The organism is Mesorhizobium sp. L103C119B0 (assembly GCF_000502235.1).
Taxonomy (GTDB): Bacteria; Pseudomonadota; Alphaproteobacteria; order Rhizobiales; family Rhizobiaceae; genus Mesorhizobium.
In genome coordinates this window covers 1-17,341 of sequence record NZ_AYXE01000008.1, presented here as the reverse complement: position 1 = coordinate 17,341, position 17,341 = coordinate 1, and the positions used below count along the sequence as shown (strand labels likewise).

General features: G+C 58.1%; 15 protein-coding genes. 7 read left to right on the top strand and 8 right to left on the bottom strand.

The annotated features are described in order from the left end of the window. Positions 1 to 302: 302 nt before the first annotated feature. Positions 303 to 1,241 (bottom strand): AraC family transcriptional regulator, encoded by a 939-nt coding sequence (locus X728_RS151370; RefSeq protein ID WP_023693170.1) that lies wholly within the window; start codon positions 1,239 to 1,241, stop codon positions 303 to 305. Positions 1,242 to 1,366: 125 nt separating this feature from the next. Between X728_RS151370 and X728_RS151375 the strand changes: the two genes are divergently transcribed. Continuing rightward, a complete protein-coding gene (locus tag X728_RS151375; RefSeq protein ID WP_023831773.1) occupies positions 1,367 to 2,260 on the top strand; it encodes an SDR family oxidoreductase in 894 nt (297 codons plus the stop codon). A gap of 276 nt (positions 2,261 to 2,536) precedes the next feature. On the opposite strand, the gene X728_RS151380 is transcribed toward X728_RS151375, so the two are convergent. Further along, complete coding sequence (locus X728_RS151380; RefSeq protein WP_023831772.1) at positions 2,537 to 3,583, bottom strand: class I SAM-dependent methyltransferase; 1,047 nt, start codon at positions 3,581 to 3,583, stop codon at positions 2,537 to 2,539. Between the two features lie 267 nt (positions 3,584 to 3,850). Here X728_RS151380 and X728_RS151385 point away from each other — a divergent pair, with 267 nt between their 5' ends. The 5 genes from X728_RS151385 (at position 3,851) to X728_RS1000000167870 (ending at position 9,957) form a co-directional block, all read left to right on the top strand. Further along, a complete protein-coding gene (locus X728_RS151385) occupies positions 3,851 to 5,830 on the top strand; it encodes an EAL domain-containing protein (RefSeq protein WP_023831771.1) in 1,980 nt (659 codons plus the stop codon). 328 nt (positions 5,831 to 6,158) lie between these two features. Then, a complete protein-coding gene (locus X728_RS151390) occupies positions 6,159 to 7,406 on the top strand; it encodes a site-specific integrase (protein WP_023831770.1) in 1,248 nt (415 codons plus the stop codon). A gap of 33 nt (positions 7,407 to 7,439) precedes the next feature. Continuing rightward, positions 7,440 to 7,781, top strand: a complete 342-nt coding sequence (locus X728_RS151395) for a hypothetical protein (RefSeq protein ID WP_023831769.1) — start codon at positions 7,440 to 7,442, stop codon at positions 7,779 to 7,781. A gap of 113 nt (positions 7,782 to 7,894) precedes the next feature. Next, positions 7,895 to 8,110: an AlpA family phage regulatory protein gene (locus tag X728_RS151400; protein ID WP_023831768.1), complete on the top strand. Its 216-nt coding sequence runs from the start codon at positions 7,895 to 7,897 to the stop codon at positions 8,108 to 8,110. After that, positions 8,110 to 9,957 (top strand): AAA family ATPase, encoded by a 1,848-nt coding sequence (locus X728_RS1000000167870; protein ID WP_023831767.1) that lies wholly within the window; start codon positions 8,110 to 8,112, stop codon positions 9,955 to 9,957. The genes X728_RS151400 and X728_RS1000000167870 overlap by 1 nt, the downstream gene beginning before the upstream one ends. Before the next feature lie 627 nt (positions 9,958 to 10,584). Here the strand turns inward: X728_RS1000000167870 and X728_RS151405 are convergent. Both X728_RS151405 and X728_RS1000000167865 read right to left on the bottom strand, forming a co-directional pair. Beyond that, positions 10,585 to 11,604: a DUF3578 domain-containing protein gene (locus X728_RS151405; protein ID WP_280791529.1), complete on the bottom strand. Its 1,020-nt coding sequence runs from the start codon at positions 11,602 to 11,604 to the stop codon at positions 10,585 to 10,587. 399 nt (positions 11,605 to 12,003) lie between these two features. Further along, entirely contained in the window at positions 12,004 to 12,765 is a 762-nt protein-coding gene (locus tag X728_RS1000000167865; RefSeq protein WP_023831765.1) for a glyoxalase superfamily protein, read from the bottom strand. Between the two features lie 294 nt (positions 12,766 to 13,059). Here X728_RS1000000167865 and X728_RS1000000167860 point away from each other — a divergent pair, with 294 nt between their 5' ends. Then, on the top strand, positions 13,060 to 14,067 hold the full coding sequence (locus X728_RS1000000167860) for a DUF4238 domain-containing protein (RefSeq protein WP_023831764.1): 1,008 nt from the start codon (positions 13,060 to 13,062) through the stop codon (positions 14,065 to 14,067). 94 nt (positions 14,068 to 14,161) lie between these two features. Here the strand turns inward: X728_RS1000000167860 and X728_RS1000000167855 are convergent, their stop codons facing one another. The 4 genes from X728_RS1000000167855 to X728_RS1000000168980 all read right to left on the bottom strand — a co-directional run bounded on the left by X728_RS1000000167855 (position 14,162) and on the right by X728_RS1000000168980 (position 17,245). Next, entirely contained in the window at positions 14,162 to 14,692 is a 531-nt protein-coding gene (locus X728_RS1000000167855) for a hypothetical protein (protein WP_155923987.1), read from the bottom strand. A gap of 223 nt (positions 14,693 to 14,915) precedes the next feature. Next, positions 14,916 to 15,644: a hypothetical protein gene (locus X728_RS151410; protein ID WP_023831762.1), complete on the bottom strand. Its 729-nt coding sequence runs from the start codon at positions 15,642 to 15,644 to the stop codon at positions 14,916 to 14,918. Positions 15,645 to 16,355: 711 nt separating this feature from the next. Next, on the bottom strand, positions 16,356 to 16,844 hold the full coding sequence (locus tag X728_RS151415; protein WP_023831761.1) for a hypothetical protein: 489 nt from the start codon (positions 16,842 to 16,844) through the stop codon (positions 16,356 to 16,358). 140 nt (positions 16,845 to 16,984) lie between these two features. Continuing rightward, a complete protein-coding gene (locus tag X728_RS1000000168980; RefSeq protein WP_081732425.1) occupies positions 16,985 to 17,245 on the bottom strand; it encodes a hypothetical protein in 261 nt (86 codons plus the stop codon). Positions 17,246 to 17,341 lie beyond the last annotated feature (96 nt).

Here is a 17,341-nt window from a genome sequence, read left to right as displayed (position 1 = left end):
CCTAAGTTAACTGGAATACTTATATCCCCGAAGGGTTGCGAATCAGTCGATTGTCAAGCGCATGCCATGGAGCAAGCAAGGGATCGATTTGAGCAGAAGGGCCGCAGCGGTCGAAGCGCGCTGGGAAATCCGAGCGGCTTCGGCAATTGTCCGCTCTGGCTCGCCCGCTACAACTCGACTCGCGCAGTGTGGACGGAATCACCGGCCATGTGGACGAGAACAATCTGGCGATGTCGTTCACCGAGTTTCGTTCGCGCTACAGCCTCTAAGGGCAAGGTAATCAAGGCGCTCGGATCGCCGCCTCAGGCGGCTTCGCGTTCGGCCTGCGCAGTCAGGTCCGGCTCCCGGCGGCTGTACTGCCGCGGCGAACAGCCCATGACGCGCTTGAATGCCGTGCTGAAGGCGCTTTCGGATTCGTAGCCGAGCGCCAGCGCGATGACGGAAACCGGATCGCCGGAATGCATCAGCCTGTCGCCGGCCAGCATCATGCGCCAGCGCGTCAGATAATCCAGGGGTGAGGCCCCGACCGTCTGCTTGAATCTGAGCGCAAAAGTCGATCGCGACATGCCGGCGCGCTCCGCCAGTTGCTGCAATGTCCAGCCATGCGCCGGGTCCTCGTGCATGGCGCCGATCGCCGCGCCGATCTGCCTGTCGGTCAGTGCGAACAGCCAGCCGACATTGCCTTGCGCGGTCATATGCAGGCGCAAGGCCTCGATCAGGATCATGTGGGCGAGGTGCTCGACGATGAGAAAGCCGCCGGGACGCCGCTGGCGCAATTCCTGCATCATCCGCTCCACCGGCCAGCGAAGCGCCGAATGGTCGCTCTCGCCGCGGATGTGGACGATGGGCGGCAGCATCCGCAAGAGGATGCCGGCATGGTCGCCGGACAGCGTGAAGCGACTGCTGACCAGGAGGAAATCGCCGCCGCCATTATGGACGGTGATGCCGCCGGTCCGCGCCGGTGAAAAGATCGTTCGCGCATCGACCGTCGGCAGGCCGAGATCGCTGGCAAGGCGGAAAGGCCGGCCGCGCGGCAACAGGAAGCAGTCGCCCACGTCCAGCCGCACCGCGTCAGGGACGCCCTCGACCGACAGCCAGCATCGGCCGGACACCACGGCGCCGCATTTGATGGCGGCCTGCTGGTCAGGAAACTGGATCGCCCAGTCGCCACCGGTTTCCAGCCCAGCCGACAGGTAATTGCGCGGCTTTAGTAGCGACAGCACGTCTGACAGCGGATCCATGAGCGTTCTCGGACGATTGCGAAGATATCTCGGATTCTACAGTATAGATCGTATGATCTCAAACTTCTATCTCCTTCGCAACGGGCTGCCTGTACGGCCTCGACAAAAACCAAGGAGAAATCATCATGCGTGTGTTCGTTACCGGGGCTACCGGTTTTGTCGGTTCGGCTGTTGTGCGGGAATTGCTCGGGGCGGGCCATCAGGTGCTTGGCCTCGCGCGGTCGGAAGCAGGTGCGGAGTCGATCGTGGCCGCGGGTGCCGAGGCGCATCGCGGCGATATCGAGGATTTCGACAGCCTGCGCAGCGGCGCTGCCCAATCGGATGGCGTCATCCACACGGCCTTCAACCACGACTTTTCGAGATTCGCCGCCAGTTGCGCAGTTGACCAGCGCGCCATCGAAACGCTCGGCGCGGCGCTCGAGGGTTCCGAGCGGCCGCTGCTTGTCACCTCCGGCCTCGCCGGTTTTGCGCAGGGAAGGCCGGCAACCGAAGACGACAAACCCGCGCCTCCATCGGCCGCCATGCCGCGCGCTTCGGAAGCAACGGCCGTGGCGCTCGCAGCGCGCGGGGTGCGCGCATCGACGGTGCGGCTGGCGCCGACCGTCTATGGCGAGGGCGATCACGGTTTCGTGCCGATGCTGATTGCCATTGCGCGTGAAAAGGGCGTCTCGGCCTATGTCGGCGACGGCGCAAATTGCTGGGCGGCGGTGCACCGGTTCGACGCCGCCACCCTGTACAGGCTGGCGGTGGAGAAGGGGACGGGCGGCGTCAGCTATCATGCGGTTGCCGAACAGGGCGTGGCGAGCAAAGAGATCGCCGAGATCATCGGCCGCCGGCTCGGCCTGCCGGTCGTTTCCATAGGCCCCGAGGACGCGGCTGCGCATTTCGGCTTTCTCGGGCATTTCATCGGCAGGGACTTGTCGGCGTCAAGTGAGCAGACCCGCACTGCGCTGGGATGGCAGCCGACCGGGCCGGGGCTCATCGCCGATCTCGATCGTGCCCGCTATTTCGAGGCCTGATCAGGCCGGCCAGTCGCGTTGCATTGCACGACCGACAGCCTGGCGATCAGCGGCAGTGCCAGCAACACGGCCAGACGCAGCCCGCCGAGCGGGCAGCACCGTCGTGCTGCTGGAACCGCCGCCACATCTGTATGGCGGCAAGCAGAACGAACACGGCGTAGGCCGCCCGCAGCCCGGACGACCTGCTCGCCCGTCGCCGGAAAGCGGGCGAAGGCATGGCCTCGTCATGGCAGACCTACCTTGTTACGGGGATGCGCGCGCGATTCCCGCGCCTAGTTAGAGATCGCCCTTCCTCACCTTGCCGTAAACGATATTCCGGTTCGAGCCATAGTAGACTTTCGCGTCGAAAGGACTCCCGCCGAGGGCGGCATTGATGATGTCCCACATATCGTCGGCCGAACGTAGGATGAGCGGCCAATCCATGAAAGTCTCCATGTAACCATCCGTCGTTATCTCGTCGCTGAAATTGGCAAACAGGAATTCGCCACCGGGCTTGACGAGTTCCATGGCTCTTTGAAGCAGGCGGACGCCGATGGCACGCGGCAGGTAATCGTAAAGCCCCGATGCGTAGACGAGATCGAATGTGCCAAGGGCGTAGGCGCGGCGCAGGATGCCGCGTACGGAACCCTGGACTGCCTCGACTGCCGTGCCGGCAAAGTCGTGGTTCACCGTGGCCACGCTGACGGGGTCCTGATCCAGGCCGATCCAACGTTGCAGTTTATGCCTGGCCAACGCGTCGGAGCGTTCGGCTTCCCTGAGGTGGCCGCAGGCAATCGCCAGCACCTCAGCCTTTTCCACACTGCTGGCCGTCTCGTCCACGGTCCTGGCCAGAATATCCCGCCGCTCGCGCCCCGCCACCGAACTGGCAGCTTCACTGGTGTAGGCATAGATTTGCCGACCAAGTAAGGTCGACGAAGCCACGATCTCGTCGGCGATCGGATGCTTGTAGTAAATATCCAGCAGGCCTGCATCGCCCGAATACCCGCGCGGTTTTTCGACCGACCACCGCGTGAACGGGTCCTGGAGCAAATATTCCGCGACCCGATGCTGCTGAGCCAAAGGAACGAGTTTCTGCCAAACCGCGGTAGCAACCTGCCGGCGGAGCTTGTGGAGTCGCCCCGCCAAACGATGGACGACGGGGGCGGCCGGTTTGTGTCGCGCAAAGGCTTGATGAGCAAGGTCCAGTATCAGGGCGAGCTGGGCCGTGCTGTCCCTCAACTCGTCGGAGTCAGCTGCCTCTTCGGAGGTCGCAACATGTTTCTTCATCAGCCTGGTGGTGACCAGGCTGTATTGGTCGAGCTGCAGTTTTGGCTTGATAGGCATGCCGTTTACTCTCCGGTTTACCGCCCCGGTCCCCGGCCAGCAGCATAGGTGCGCCGCCAACCAATGCTAATAATTTTAATAAAATTTTAGTAAAATTTTAATCAACGGAACGGCCATCAATCCTGCAAACTGGCTAAATCCGAACCGCCCGTTTACCCTCGGTTAGCGACATCTGAGTTTTCTTGCGGACAGGGACGTCTTCATTCCCCGACCGCAGGCGACGTCGGCTGTTGCATTCGCTACTGCAGATCGCGGAGGAGCGTTGCGATGCAACTGAGCGAGGACGTTGCCCAGAAGGTGGCGGCAGCGATTGGACGTCCGCGGTGGCATTCCGCCGATCCGGAACTCCTGACACTGTTCCTGCAGAAGGATGCCGATGAGAATCGCAGCCTTGTGCGATGGGGTATTGCGGCTGCTGTATTCAGCTATGTGGCCTATGGCCTTTTCGATTGGTTTCTCTTTCCGGATGTCGCCGGCCGGCTTGTTTTGACGCGCGTTACGCTAGGGATCACTTCCCTGGCGCTTGTCGAATTTGTCGCCCGACGGGGCTTTGGCCTTGCCACCTTGCACCTTGTAGCAGCGCTGGCGATTGTCTCCGGTGCCCTTGGGTGGCTCGTCTCCGCTGTTGGAACAGAGCATCAGGATGCCCTCTCCCATTTCATGGTTTTTGGCACCGTGTTCATCCTGGGTGCGAATCTGTTCTTCAACTTCCGTTTTTGGCTTTCAGCCCTTGCCTCCGCGACGGTCGCCGCAAGCTTTGTGTACGCCGCGATGTTCTCCCTTCAGGCCGACATCGCCGGTCGGGTCGTGTTGTCGGCCTATTTCGTGAACTGCCTCGTCTTGTCGCTTTATCTTTCGTGGCGGCTGAGCCTGGAGCGTTACCAGACCTTCCTGCACGCGCTTCGGGCACAATTCCAGGAGCAGGCTGCTATCAAGAAGGGGCAAAAGCTAACCGAAATCGCCGACACCGATCCGCTCACGGGAATGAAGAACCGCAGGGCGATCATTCGAGAATTCTCGGAGCTGCGCGAAGACTGGGCCGCGGACGACGACGAGATAGGGCTCATTCTGATCGACGTCGACTACTTCAAAAGGTTCAATGACGGACTTGGTCATCAGGCCGGCGACGATTGCCTGATCAAACTCGCCCATGTCCTCTCCGAGATGGCGGCTGCCAACAACGCCATCGCGGCCCGCTATGGCGGAGAAGAATTCGTCATTCTCTGCAAGGTCACCGGGCGGGCTCACCTTCATGAGATAACGAAGAAATTCTGTCGCGCTGTAGAGGATTTGGATATCTACCACCCTGATCGGGGCGACAAGCTCAACATCGTAACGATCAGTGCCGGGGCGTCGTTGACGCGCGCCGATCAGAGCATAGAGCTTAGAATCCTGCTGCAGGAAGCTGACCGCGCGCTCTACGCGTCCAAGTTTGCCGGTCGGGCTACGTTCACGATTTACGACCCGCATGCCACCAGCCAGGATCGCTCCGGCGAAAATCTTTCAGAACTGCTGAAGGTGGCAGTTTCCAACCAGCTCGTTTCTGTCGCCTACCAGCCAATTCGCGAGCTGGCGTCGGGACGCGTGCTGGGCCACGAGAGTCTGATGCGGGTATGCGACTTCGACGGCACCATGATCAGTCCGTCCGTATTCATACCCGTTGCCGAGCAGACCGGAGCGATCGTGGAACTGGGTACGTGGCTGATCGATCGAGCCTGCGGTGACATGGCGGAATACGGATTGGGCTCGGTCGTGACGGTGAACGTCTCCGTTCTTCAGCTCAAGGCTCCTAACTTTTCACTCCGGATCACCGAGATTCTTGGCAGGCACGGCCTTGCGCCCCAGAAACTGGCCATCGAAATCACTGAAGGCAGTGACATCTTTCTGGAGGCGCAAGCGGTAAGAAACGTGGAGCGGTTGCGAAAACTCGGCGTTCAGATCTGGCTGGACGACTTCGGAACGGGATTTGCCGGCTTGACATGGCTCCGCCGCTTCAAATTCGACGTGGTCAAGATTGATCGCAGCTTCCTCCACGATTGCCAGACGTCTCGTGGCTTGAGCCTGTTGCGGGACATGGTCGTGCTGCTTCGCAATCTCGGCCATGTCGTGCTCGCCGAGGGCGTCGAAACGGAGGAGCAGTACATATTGCTGCAGCGCCTGGGGGTAAATTTGATGCAGGGCTTCCTCACCGGGCATCCCGTGCCGATCGAAGAGGTAAACCAGATCAGGCAAGGCCTCGTTGCCTAGCGGGAGCCTCTACGCTGAAGCTTCGGAGGGCATCCTGCTTCATTCCGGTCCCCCTACGCTACTTCGTAGCTTCGGGCGACACTCCTACGCCCAGATGCGGTTCCGGGTGGCCTGCCACCCGAAGCCCGCAGGGCGTAGGGTGGCGGAGAGGGAGGCCGCCTCCGTCTAACTCGATAGATGCCGGAGATCGCCGTTAGCCCTTCGCAAAGCATTGTAACCACGAACCTTTCCACTATGTCTTTCGTCGCTAAGCGTCGACAGCGCCCGCTTATATCCGCTGGCCAATCCGGGGGTTGAAACGGGGAGCGATACAAAGGCATAAAGGCCCATGGCACTGACTTCTAAGCGGATTGCGAAGCTGAATGCACCCGGTCGCTACCGTGACCCGGAGACACGCGGTCTCTATTTGCAGGTCGGCCGCACTGGCGCGAAGAGTTGGCTGCTCCGGTATGAGCTAAATGGGCGAGAGCGGTTCCATGGCCTGGGATCACTTGACGACTTCAGCTTGAAGGAAGCGCGGGAACGAGCTCGGGCAGCCAGACAGAAGCTTGCTGACGGTATAGATCCAATCGATGCGCGGCGGGCTGCGCGGGCAGCTCTTGCTGTTGAAGCCGCCAAAGTCATCACTTTCGAGAAAGCCGCGCGGCAATATTCCGAACAGAACGAACCGCGCTGGAAGAATCGCAAGGCGGCCGCACAGTTCCTCTCTACGATGCGGGACTACGTGTTCCCGGTCTTCGGGAATGTGTCAGTCGCTGACGTGGATACAGGCCTTGTTCTGAAGGCTTTGGAGCGGGAGCATCCCGAGCGTCACGGCAAGAGCGTTTGGTTGGCAATTCCAGAAACTGCCAACCGCGTTCGCGGTCGAATTGAGAACGTGCTGGATTGGGCAACGACGCGCGGCTATCGCGAAGGCGATAATCCTGCCCGCTGGCGTGGGCATCTGGAAAACGTGCTAGCTGCCCGTGGCCAGATACAGCGGGTCGAGCACCATGCCGCGATGGCATATGTGGAGCTTCCGCCTTTCATTGCAGCGTTGGCGGAACGGGATGGGGTTGCGGCCCAAGCCTTGGAATTCACGATCCTGACGGCAGCGCGGACGGGCGAGGTCATGGGCGCAACGTGGGACGAAATTGACCTTGATGGAATGGTCTGGACAGTCCCGGCCGTACGGATGAAGGCGGGCAAGGAACACCGTGTTCCTCTATCAGATCGCACATGCCAAATCCTTAAGTCGCTCCCCCGTGAGAAAGGCAATTCGTTTGTATTCATAGGCGCTCGGGCGTATGGCATGTCGAATATGGCTATGGCGGCGGTGCTGAAGCGCATGGGGCGCAAGGACGTAACCGTTCACGGTTTCCGCTCGACGTTCCGCGACTGGGCTGCGGAGTTGACTGGGTATCCCAATCATGTGGTGGAGCAAGCGCTAGCGCATACAATTGGCAATGCGGTCGAGCGCGCCTATCGCCGTGGCGACCTGTTTGAAAAGCGGGTGCGGTTAATGACGGATTGGTCGTGGTTCTGCGCGAACCCTGCGCCAGTTGGCGAGGTGGTGCCCATGAGGGTCTCGCGATAGAATTGTCTCTCGCCTAACCGAAAGGAGGCAGGCGTGGTCAAACGGAATCGAGATGATTTGCTTGATCTCGCTGAGCGCTTGGTGGAGTACGCCGAAACTGAAGGGGATAAGACCGTCACTTTCAAAACCGGCATGGCCCGTGCCGTGCTGGAACTTGCGAAGGCTGCACCCAAACCTCGCGGACGACCGCCGGTGAAAGGCCGTGACCGAGTCCAGGAAAAGGTCGTGCTGGTCGCCGCGCGATCCCTCAAAAAGAACCTCATCGCTGAAGGTATGAAGAAGGAAGCGGCACACGAGAAAGCCGCCAAAGAAGCAGCTGCAAAACTCAAGTCCAGGAACTTGGCCGACTCGACTGTGAAGCGGCGCATGGAGTAGCCTTACCGACATTAAACACCCGGTTTGTTGCCGGGGTCTTCTGCACAAGCAATCGATATGGATTGTCGCCGCGTCCCGTTAGGTCGCGCCAGTGCTTGGTAAGGAGACCTGTTATGAACGATACCCCCGAACCCCTGCGAATCCTGCGCGAGGCAGAACTGCCTGCTCTGGATGGGCTTAAGAAAACTCAGAGGGCCGAATTGATCCGGCGGGGCCTTTATCCGGCGCCCGTGCGGATTTCTGATCGCCGGAAGGTGTGGTTGGCCCATGAGATCGCAAACTGGCAGCAGACGCGCATCTCTGCCCGAGACACAAAGGGCGCGGTCTGATGACTACAGCGAACGAAATCATCACCAAGCTCGGCGGCAACGAGCGGACAGGAATGTGTCGGTGTCCGGCTCACGACGATCAGAATCCATCACTGCATGTCAGCAACGGCCGCAAGGGCGTTGTCGTCCGCTGCCATGCCGGTTGCTCACAAGAGAACGTGATCGCTGCACTGCGGCAGCATGGCCTCTGGTCGAAAACAAGCCATAAAGTCCCGCTTCGCCTACCAGGCGACACGGATACCAACCGGACAGAGCGGACCGCCAGGAAATTGCTGGATGCCGCTGAGAAATCAACTGAACGTCCGAACGCCTATTTGCAGGGGCGTGGAATAAAGCGCTCACCCCCGACGCTGAAGTTGGTCGGCCGAGGCATAATGTCCGCGATCACCGGCACGAAGCTTCCTGCCATGATAGCACCCATTACCAATAAAGAAGGCCAGATTGTCGCAGCGCACGTGACTTATCTGACGGCCGACGCCAAGAAAAATGCGGTTGGCAAGAACGGCAACGTGCGGCGCATGTACGGCAAAGTTGCAGGCGAACTTGTTGTCCTCAAGGAACCTGATCCAGAAAAGCCGTTCATCCTCGGCGAGGGGATTGAGACGGTTCTCAGCGCAATGCAGATCAGTGGCTTTCCGGGCGGAGCAGCAACGTCGGCTGGCAACATGGAGAAACTGCGCCTACCGAACGCGGCGGAATACATAATAGCAGCCGACAACGACCCGCCCGGCCTTAAGGGCGCCGCAGCCTTCGCGGGGCGGCTGCGGTTGGAAGGTCGCACAGTTCGCGTTGCCATTCCTAAGTCGAAAGGTCTCGACTGGAACGACGTGCTGCAGAGCGATGAAGCTGGAGCCCGCTGGCAGGCGGCTCTCGATGCCGACAAAGGTGAGAAACCCACGGAGCGGATGTCGGCGCTTGAGGAATTCAAGTTCATGAAACTCGCATTCCCCGAGAGAGAACCGCTCTTGGAGCCGTGGCTGCGTCGACCGGGGCTCGCCATGATCCACGCACCCAGGGGCGAGGGCAAGACCTGGTTCGGGCTCGTCGTCGCCAAGTCTGTTGCAGACGGGCAAGACCTGCTCGGCTGGCGCTGCCCAGCTAGCGCCCGAGTACTCTATGTTGAGGGGGAACTGCCGGGTCAGTCGGTGCAAGGCCGATTGAACAAGTTCCCTCTCAGCCCACGCGGCAAGTTACACATCCTGTGCCGAGACACTTATTTGCTTCGCGGAAAAACCATGCCCGATCTGGGGGATTCCGACGGGCGGCAGGAGCTGGACCGCATTATCAAGCAGTGCCGCGCAGACGTGGTCATCATCGACACAATCTCGACCATGGTGCGCTCCGGGGTTGAGAACGATGCCGAGTCCTGGGCGCCGATACAGGAGTGGCTTCTTAGCCACCGGTGGCAGGGCCGCTCGATCATCGTGATGCACCACTCGGGGAAGTCCGGCCAGCAGCGCGGCACGTCGAAGCGCGAAGACGTAATGGACACCATTATCAAGCTCAAGAAGCAGCCCGAGGCGTCCACCGAAACCGAGAGCGCGGTGGATCTGACCTTTGAGAAGAGTCGCGACTTCTATGGCCAGGAAGCCGAGCCGCTGCGTCTATGGTTCTCGATCAAGGACGGCCTCGCGACGTGGCGCGCCGAGCCGATGCGCGACGTGCAGGCGGAAAAGGTGCGCGAAATGTTGAAAGCGGGAATGAAGCAGAAGGACATCGCGCGGGAGATGGACGTCACTGCTGGCCGTATCTCGCAAATCGCCAAGGAAATCAGGGAGCGCGGGGAGGGAAATGTCACTTCGCGCCTCGGCCGCAGACACCGGGTGCGTGAAAGGGCAAAACTTTAGACCGTTAGCCACCCTAGGGCGTTAGGGCGCTAAACCCTGAAAGGGAGGCGCCCTTTCGCGTTTACAGTATGTAGGAAATGAAAGTTTAGGGGGTTTAATCCCTAACCGGGCTAAACCACTATTTTCCTTCACGCCAGGAAATTTCACCCCCGGCAGAAAAGTAAGTTAGGCGGTGACAAACACCGCCGCTATCCCCTGCGGATCAAGGGTTCGAGCCCAGCCGACGTCGTCACTCCCCGCCATGACCCCCGGCCTCGTCCGGCCACAGCGTGAAGAAACGAAAGCTAAGCCGACTCACCCACATGCCAACCAGACGACTGGGAACCGCCGGTCTCTCGGGGATGGATCCCTGATAGTTCGGCAGTTTCCCTGCCACTCCCTCATCAGAAACAGGGTGCGCTCCACCGAACCAATCCCGCTTTGCAGGCCGTATCAAGCCTGTCCAATTGTTTGCCCTTGGTCTCAAGCCCAGATAGGTTCCTTTTCGGCAAAATTCGACAATGAAATGAAACTTGGCGTGCTAAGTCAGGTAGCCTAGTGACGGAGGCTCTACGAGCTGAAAAAGCCCATGGTCGAATCGAGCGCGGCGTGCGCTTCTCAGTAGTTTTGGCTCGGGGGAAGCCCGCTTCAAGTCGGGAGACGGTACTCAAAAGCTAGCGCGCTTAGACGGTCATCCTCGAGTCTCCAGGGGGAGAACACAGCTAGATCACCACCTTTCGGGCTAGTCTCTCCCTCCAACAACCTTATCCCATGCACCACCAATAGGGCGTTCAGCGGATGGCCGGCACGATGGAGTGCGACCTCATTTCGTGTCAGGAGCACGCTAGTTAATCCCCCCGTCGTCCCTTTAACCTCAATAACCCAATCTTCGCCACCGCGCCGGGCGCGGAAGTCACAACTGTCGGTTGTCGAGACATTCTTGTATTCGAAACCTTCATCTCTTAGCCATCGCTCAGCAATCGTCATGGCGTGAAGTTCGACCAGCTTTCGGAGTGGCGCGCTTAGGCGTCCCTGGCCCCTTGGGCGATCCTTAATGGGCGAAGCCAATTTCTCTAGGTCATCATAAAGCCCCTGCATCTCCGCGCTGATGCTGCCGGGGGCGATACCGGCTTCCTGTGCCGCGTACAGCTTGGCCAACGGGCTCATGAAGCGCACTAGGTCCGCGAACAGCACATCATCTGGCGGGATGCGCCCTTTCGGATAGAACTTTGAAGCCACTGTTGTGCGCTCGTAACCGCGAGCGAGATCGAAAGTCCCGAGTTCTACGCCAAGGCGAACACCAGGATCGGCCCCAAACTCGGAGCCAAGGACGCTCGCCGCCCATCTCATGAGTTCGGCAACTTCGGCGTCACTGCGATTGACGAAGCCAGTGCCGACGATCTGTGTGGAACCGTGACTAAGGCAAAGCGATACCCCAGACCCATCGGGATGGAAGAGATAGACCACGTACCAGCCACTTGTCGCGGAGGGCGAACGAGATGTCGAGAACCAACGCACCCACGGGATGCGAGACATTTGGCCCTGATTGTCCTTTCCCTCAGCTTTGGCGTCCAAGCCGAACTTGCCGAGTGCAGCTTGTAGCGCGGTCCTACGGGCCTCCATTTCTGCCGGCAGTGTCCTCCGAATTAGGATACCACGCTGCTCCATTTCGGGCGTCTGGTTCGCGGAGTACTTTGCTTGGAGCCCAACAACCTCTTGCAGTGTTTCTCGCACACCGTTTCCCCCTGCCTGCTTGATCGCCGTCGCTACTCATCATGGTGCGGCGAAGCCGGCAACCCACAATTCGGCAGAAACCACCGGCTTTCTACATGGTCGCTGAGGTCTTGCCACTACTACGTCAGCCACCTGGCAGGCGCCCCTGTCCAGCCGTTTTGTCGGCCAGACAACGGCGTGGCGACCAGCTTCCCTTTAATGCCGACCAATGACTTAGACCGCCACCCCAAGGAAGTCAGAAGAAAATCTCCGCAATCTTTCGGCAACACAGGAAAGGTAGCCCTCCCATGCTGCAAATCCGGACCAGCCCTTCCCAAGGCTCAGCGCGTGTGCTCACCACCACTTTGAGATATGGATGTCTATGGGAGCCGAACCGCAAGCTGGACAGTGCCACAGGTTTTGCGCCATTTGTCTGCCAGAGGAGACCTGATCACAGTGCAAGCAGAACCACCGATCGGCAATCCCGCCGAACAATGGGTGTTGCGTTCTCCCGTCCGCGTCTGCGACCGTTGATCGCCGAGGCCAGTCGGAAGAGATTCGGGCGCGAACCTGCTGAGCCCGTATTTGGGCTGCCCTAACAGCCTTGTCCTGAAAGCCCTGATCTGCGACCGGATTAAGTTTAATCCGCCGGTCGGTTACGCGGATTTCTGGGCTGGCTGAGGGAGCCTCTGGAACAACGATCTGCCAGCCGCGCCCTTCCATGACTACATCATCAAGGATGACGTTGAGGCGGAACGGATGGCCGTCCAATTCTCCCAAAATCGGATCTACAGAAAAAGGATCGGCGGCGCTTCGGGATTGCGATCTGGACGCTCTTAGTGCGATCCCTGGGACGTGGGAAAACGCGTCCCATCCTGCGCTTGCAGGTTCCTTAGCTCTCAAGGGGTTCTCCGCGTCCACGAGATCAAGCAAGGCTGTGATCTGTGTGGACGACGGGCGCCATCCCTTCTTGTAGTCGGCCGTTAGGGCGTTCCAGTGGGGATACCCCAGTTGATGGGCGGTGAGCTCAAGGGCGCTGATGTGTTTGATCCGCCGAGCACGCGCCAGCTTTTTGGCAAGATGCTTGATGGTGAGGAGGTTTTCTGTCGCAGTCATGATCCATTCCTGATGATAACGGATCCGACCAGGTGCCCACTGCTAGTCGAATCCGCCCAATCGGGAACGGCGTCAACCTGGAACGTCGCACTGCTTAGCTTCGCATGGTGGGCACACGGGCCTGTGCGCAGAGGCCGTTCGCAGTGTGAGCCGCTGCGCACTCAACGTCAAGGCACCCCCAATCGCCGTTACGCTGTCGGCCGGACAAAGCCGACAGCGGCCTCGTAGGAACTAAATGGGTAGAACTGTGGCGGAAATGTCTTACAACGCCCAAGCAACTATGGTTGGCCATCAATGAACCTCCCCAAGAAACATCACTTCCTGCCAGTTTTCTATCTAAGCCAATGGGCCGGTAATGACGGAAAGATAGTGAGGTTCACAAAGCCGTATCGGGACCAGGTGGTGCGGAACAGAGTGCATCCTGACGCTGCGGGATATCTAACTAAGCTTTACGCCGTCGAAGGCTTTCCAGAAGAGACGGTTCTCGATCTGGAGCGCGAATTTCTTTCCCCTGTTGACAGTAAAGCCTCAGAGGCTTTGAGAGCGATGCTGAGGGGGGAGGAATTATTTCCGGCCGAAAGAATCGCGTGGGCTGGGTTTATGAGTACTCTTCTCTTTCGAATGCCAGATGATATCGAAAAGCTGAGGGAAAATGTCGGTGAGATATGGGATCTCATCCTGCCCGGAATGGCGAAAATATACCAAGCGGTAAGTTCTCAGACCGGGGGGCCCGACTTTTCGGAATTTAAGGAGAAAAATGGAAAGCCCATGGTCGCAGCGAGAGTCATAGAAGGCGCCCGGCGTGTGATGGCTGATGAAGATATTGTCAGGGGGTTGGCCAATCTTGAATGGTCGATTTTGACGGTCGACAAGGCGAAGAATGACCTGCTGACTTCCGACCGGCCCGTGATCCATACTAATAGCCTGAACCACCCCGAAACGCATTTGCTGATGCCCATTGGGCCACGCCGGCTTTTCGTGGGAGTGAAGGACAGAAAACTAATCGCAAAGATAAAGTCAATAGGCGAAGATAAGCTAGTGCAAACCACTAATTCCCACATCGTCGGCAACGCAAAAACTACGGTGTGCGGGCGAACTGAATCCCAATTGCGCTTTGTTCAAAACCGGATGGGCAAACAGATTCAGCCGAGCTTAATGGATCGCCTAAAGGATTTTCAGAGGAATCTCATCCCCCAACTGTTACGGGAATGGGAGCTTGGATCAAGCGTGTATGCAGGTCTGCTTTCCGACGCCGTGAAATCTCTCCCCTTGCCGCCTAGAGACCAAGGTGGAAGTCGTTAGTTGTTCGAACATTAGGCGCTTTCCGAGGTCACCTACCGCCGACAAATCAAGCTGCCAACAACGGCGGGGCGGCTGACGCGGGTTGCAACCAATTTTAGACGTCACCGATCAAGTATGAAACGAATTCCTCGGTGAAATTGTAGCGTGGCACGCGGTTGAATGCGATGTCGTAGATTGCCCCGGCGTGCTCCATAATCGTCATCAGTGAGGGCAGATGGTCGTGGTCCTGATAGTAGTAGGTAAAGAATGGAATCGGACCGGGGTTGTATGTCACTTTCCTCGATAGAAGGATGAATTGCCTGACTAAGGGCTGTTTGGTCAGATCCGCACGCATTTCAGCTAGGAGCCGAGGCCCCTTTTTCTCTAAAGCCGGAAATGGTGCGGCTCTGCGAACTGCGAAGCCGCGCGCTTCAAGCGCCGCCATATGCTCTGCCGTATCCTTCCAATCACGGAGGACCGAAGGAGTATAATTCAGTTCATCGTCATCAATGAGTTTCGCATGGCTCTGACAAAGCCAGATACCGTTGGATATGTCGCTTCGCATCTCAGTGGTAAGCGCCTGGTCGTAGCGGGCCCCTCCCGGCGACGCTGCTAAAATGTGAGCGGCCACCCCTGTGTTAGTCACGCCGCCGTCGCCATCTGGTCCTGACGTTGGCACCCTGCAATCAGGACAGGAACATCTCATACCCGCCCGTTTTGCCAATCTATCGATTACTGGTCTGCTGAAGTCATCTCTGGCCAAAACCTGGGTTCCCGAATTCTTTCGTCTGCTCCCCGGACTATTCTCCAGAAGCCGTCCTAACACGTTCTTCCGATCGGATGGCCATTCTCCGATATTTCTGAGGCCGTCAAGGAATTGGGGCCGGCGGAGCAACCTCAGAACTTCTAACGACCAGGACAAATATGTGCGCGTCGTCCCAGAATAAACGCTTATTGGCTACCGAATTCCAAGCCGCTAGAAAATGCCCTTGCGGCGAAACGTCATAGGCAAGAAGACAACCGAACTCATAGCCCCACTCGCCGCTTTGCGGCAGGCCGCGATAGAAAACCGTTTCGTATATCGCACTTACCAATTCATTTTCTGCGGCCGTAGTGCTGTTACCGTCAAAGTACTTTGCTTCAAATACGATTCTGAACGGAAATGGATAGCCCAACGCCGCCTCAGGCCATGCTTGGTTCTTTGGCGTGTTGCTGGTAGCCGTTTTTTGCCATGACGCCATGATTTGGGTCGACGGTAGTCCCCATTTTTTTGAAAAGGGATGTCCACTCTTGCGAAAAGCGTTCGCGGCTGACAACTCCGGATATTTGGCATAGTAAACGCACCGAAATGCTTTCCGCATCTCCTCCCTCGTTAAACCTGCCGTCGTCATTCCGAGGGTGAATATTTGGGGTGCTGCCAAGTAGTAGAAAGGAATGTTCTCCTTGCTCTCCAGCTTCTCGCGTTCGGTCTTTAAACCGTCCGGCTTTCCCCAGGTCGCATCAACCATCGCCTTGATGTCTTTAGGGGGCGGAGCCTCGCGGCTCAGCCGCTCCTGCAACGTCTTCAAGAACTGATATGTTAGCTCTTTCTCTGTCATCGGGTTTTGCCCGTTTGCCGTTGGCGTGCCGATTAATCACCCTTGTCGTTGGCGAGACAGCCCCGACAATGGCCAATGAGCGATCCTGCAGTCAAGGGAATGCCCGCAAGCGGTTAATGCCGCTCAGCGGCCATATCTCCCGCGAACTGCGCGCTATGAGGAAGTCAGAAAAAATCTTGCGCGATTTCGAAGCAAGGTCACTCCAGAAGGGGACCCCTCCCGTGCCGCAAATCAGGACCGGCCCTCCCTTGGGCTGATCGTGACTGTTACCGCCGTTGGAAATATGAATGTCTACGGGGCGTCGCGCCGCAGGCCGGGCGAACACAGACCGTACGAAAGCGGCAAGTCTAATAAAGGGGGTTGAAATGCGACATCAGCTTACTGGCAACGCCGGTCTTTACCACGTAGCGCGGGAACTATCGCGACGCGGCTGGCATGTCATGCCGACCGTGCGAAACGCACGGGGCGCTGACCTGTTGGTGGGTTGTTACGATAAATGCGAACACCGCAGCACCAACCTGCTATGTCCTCACGAAGGACGAAGTGAAAGCCGCAGCGCATCGAGGAATGAGTGCAACTGGCACGGTATCGTATTGGCTACCGCCAAAGTCCTATGCGCTTCCTCAGTATGAAGAAGCCTGGGACAGGTTAGGCAGTCCCACCGCTCCCGAAAGCCTTCAAAATTCAAACTGAGACCCTTCTCTCGCATCCTCAGCAGTGCTTCTCTATGAATTTCTGCCAGCCAAATTTTCCACTATAAAGCATGAAATAGACGAAGCCGTCAGGGTTATCTTGTGTACTTGATCGCGTAAAAATGTGACTCCTATAACTTGAGAAATACTCCACCAAAATTTCCATCTGGAAGAATCTATCAAATATCGTCCAGATAAGGTATTCCTGAAAGGCAATGAGCGCTTCGTTGCTCACGTTTATGTTGAATGGAGCGTTCTCCATTTGTATCTGCTTCGCCAGGTCATCATCAGGAAATTCGTCACCGGTCAAGGCGATCGCCGCTATGCGCAGAAGCGCAGCTTCATGTGAAAATCTGTGATCTTTTCCCGCCTCCTTCGCTTGTGAGAAAATCTGATCATAAACATTCCTTGCCATCAGTCTCACTTGCTCCGCAATCTCCTCCTTCTCACCATCGCTTAGGGGAGAAAAACGGTCTCTGACAGCCGCAACATGATTTTCCAATGTCATAGCTTCACCTGGTTTACCGCCAGAATTGGCTTCCTCACTAGTGTACCCCTCCCGTGCCGCAAAATGAGACCGGCCCCTCGCCGTACGTTTTGCCCTAGCGCTAGGCCGCTGGGAACCGTGGAAAGCGAAAATGTGCAATCTTAGCGCCGAGCGTGGCGCCATCCCGCCGCCCGCGCTTCGGCCTCGCTACAGAACCATGTTTCGCCGTACTCAGGACGAATGATGGTTGCCGCATAAAACTTGTCGCCCGGCATGTGGTAAATGCGCTCGCCAGTGTTGATGCTGACATTTCCCTTGATGTTGCAGGCTGGGTTTAAGTTGTTTGGAAAGGTGAGTGCTGGCAACCCCTCACTTGCGACGTATGTCGCTGCGCCAGCGCCAAAGAACGCGATGATCGGCAGCCGCCAATTCCACTTAGGCGGACTCGTTTTCCTTACCGATGATTGATGATGCCCCGTCTTCAAGGCGTTCACTCCCCCAAGCCTTCATAGGCAAAT

Bases quoted from the DNA above. Each gene is read 5' to 3' on its own strand.
- X728_RS151370 (WP_023693170.1), bottom strand. From the start codon at position 1,241: ATGGATCCGCTGTCAGACGTGCTGTCGCTACTAAAGCCGCGCAATTAC.
- X728_RS151375 (WP_023831773.1), top strand. From the start codon at position 1,367: ATGCGTGTGTTCGTTACCGGGGCTACCGGTTTTGTCGGTTCGGCTGTT.
- X728_RS151380 (WP_023831772.1), bottom strand. From the start codon at position 3,583: ATGCCTATCAAGCCAAAACTGCAGCTCGACCAATACAGCCTGGTCACC.
- X728_RS151385 (WP_023831771.1), top strand. From the start codon at position 3,851: ATGCAACTGAGCGAGGACGTTGCCCAGAAGGTGGCGGCAGCGATTGGA.
- X728_RS151390 (WP_023831770.1), top strand. From the start codon at position 6,159: ATGGCACTGACTTCTAAGCGGATTGCGAAGCTGAATGCACCCGGTCGC.
- X728_RS151400 (WP_023831768.1), top strand. From the start codon at position 7,895: ATGAACGATACCCCCGAACCCCTGCGAATCCTGCGCGAGGCAGAACTG.
- X728_RS1000000167870 (WP_023831767.1), top strand. From the start codon at position 8,110: ATGACTACAGCGAACGAAATCATCACCAAGCTCGGCGGCAACGAGCGG.
- X728_RS151405 (WP_280791529.1), bottom strand. From the start codon at position 11,604: ATGGAGCAGCGTGGTATCCTAATTCGGAGGACACTGCCGGCAGAAATG.
- X728_RS1000000167865 (WP_023831765.1), bottom strand. From the start codon at position 12,765: ATGACTGCGACAGAAAACCTCCTCACCATCAAGCATCTTGCCAAAAAG.
- X728_RS1000000167860 (WP_023831764.1), top strand. From the start codon at position 13,060: ATGAACCTCCCCAAGAAACATCACTTCCTGCCAGTTTTCTATCTAAGC.
- X728_RS151410 (WP_023831762.1), bottom strand. From the start codon at position 15,644: ATGACAGAGAAAGAGCTAACATATCAGTTCTTGAAGACGTTGCAGGAG.
- X728_RS151415 (WP_023831761.1), bottom strand. From the start codon at position 16,844: ATGACATTGGAAAATCATGTTGCGGCTGTCAGAGACCGTTTTTCTCCC.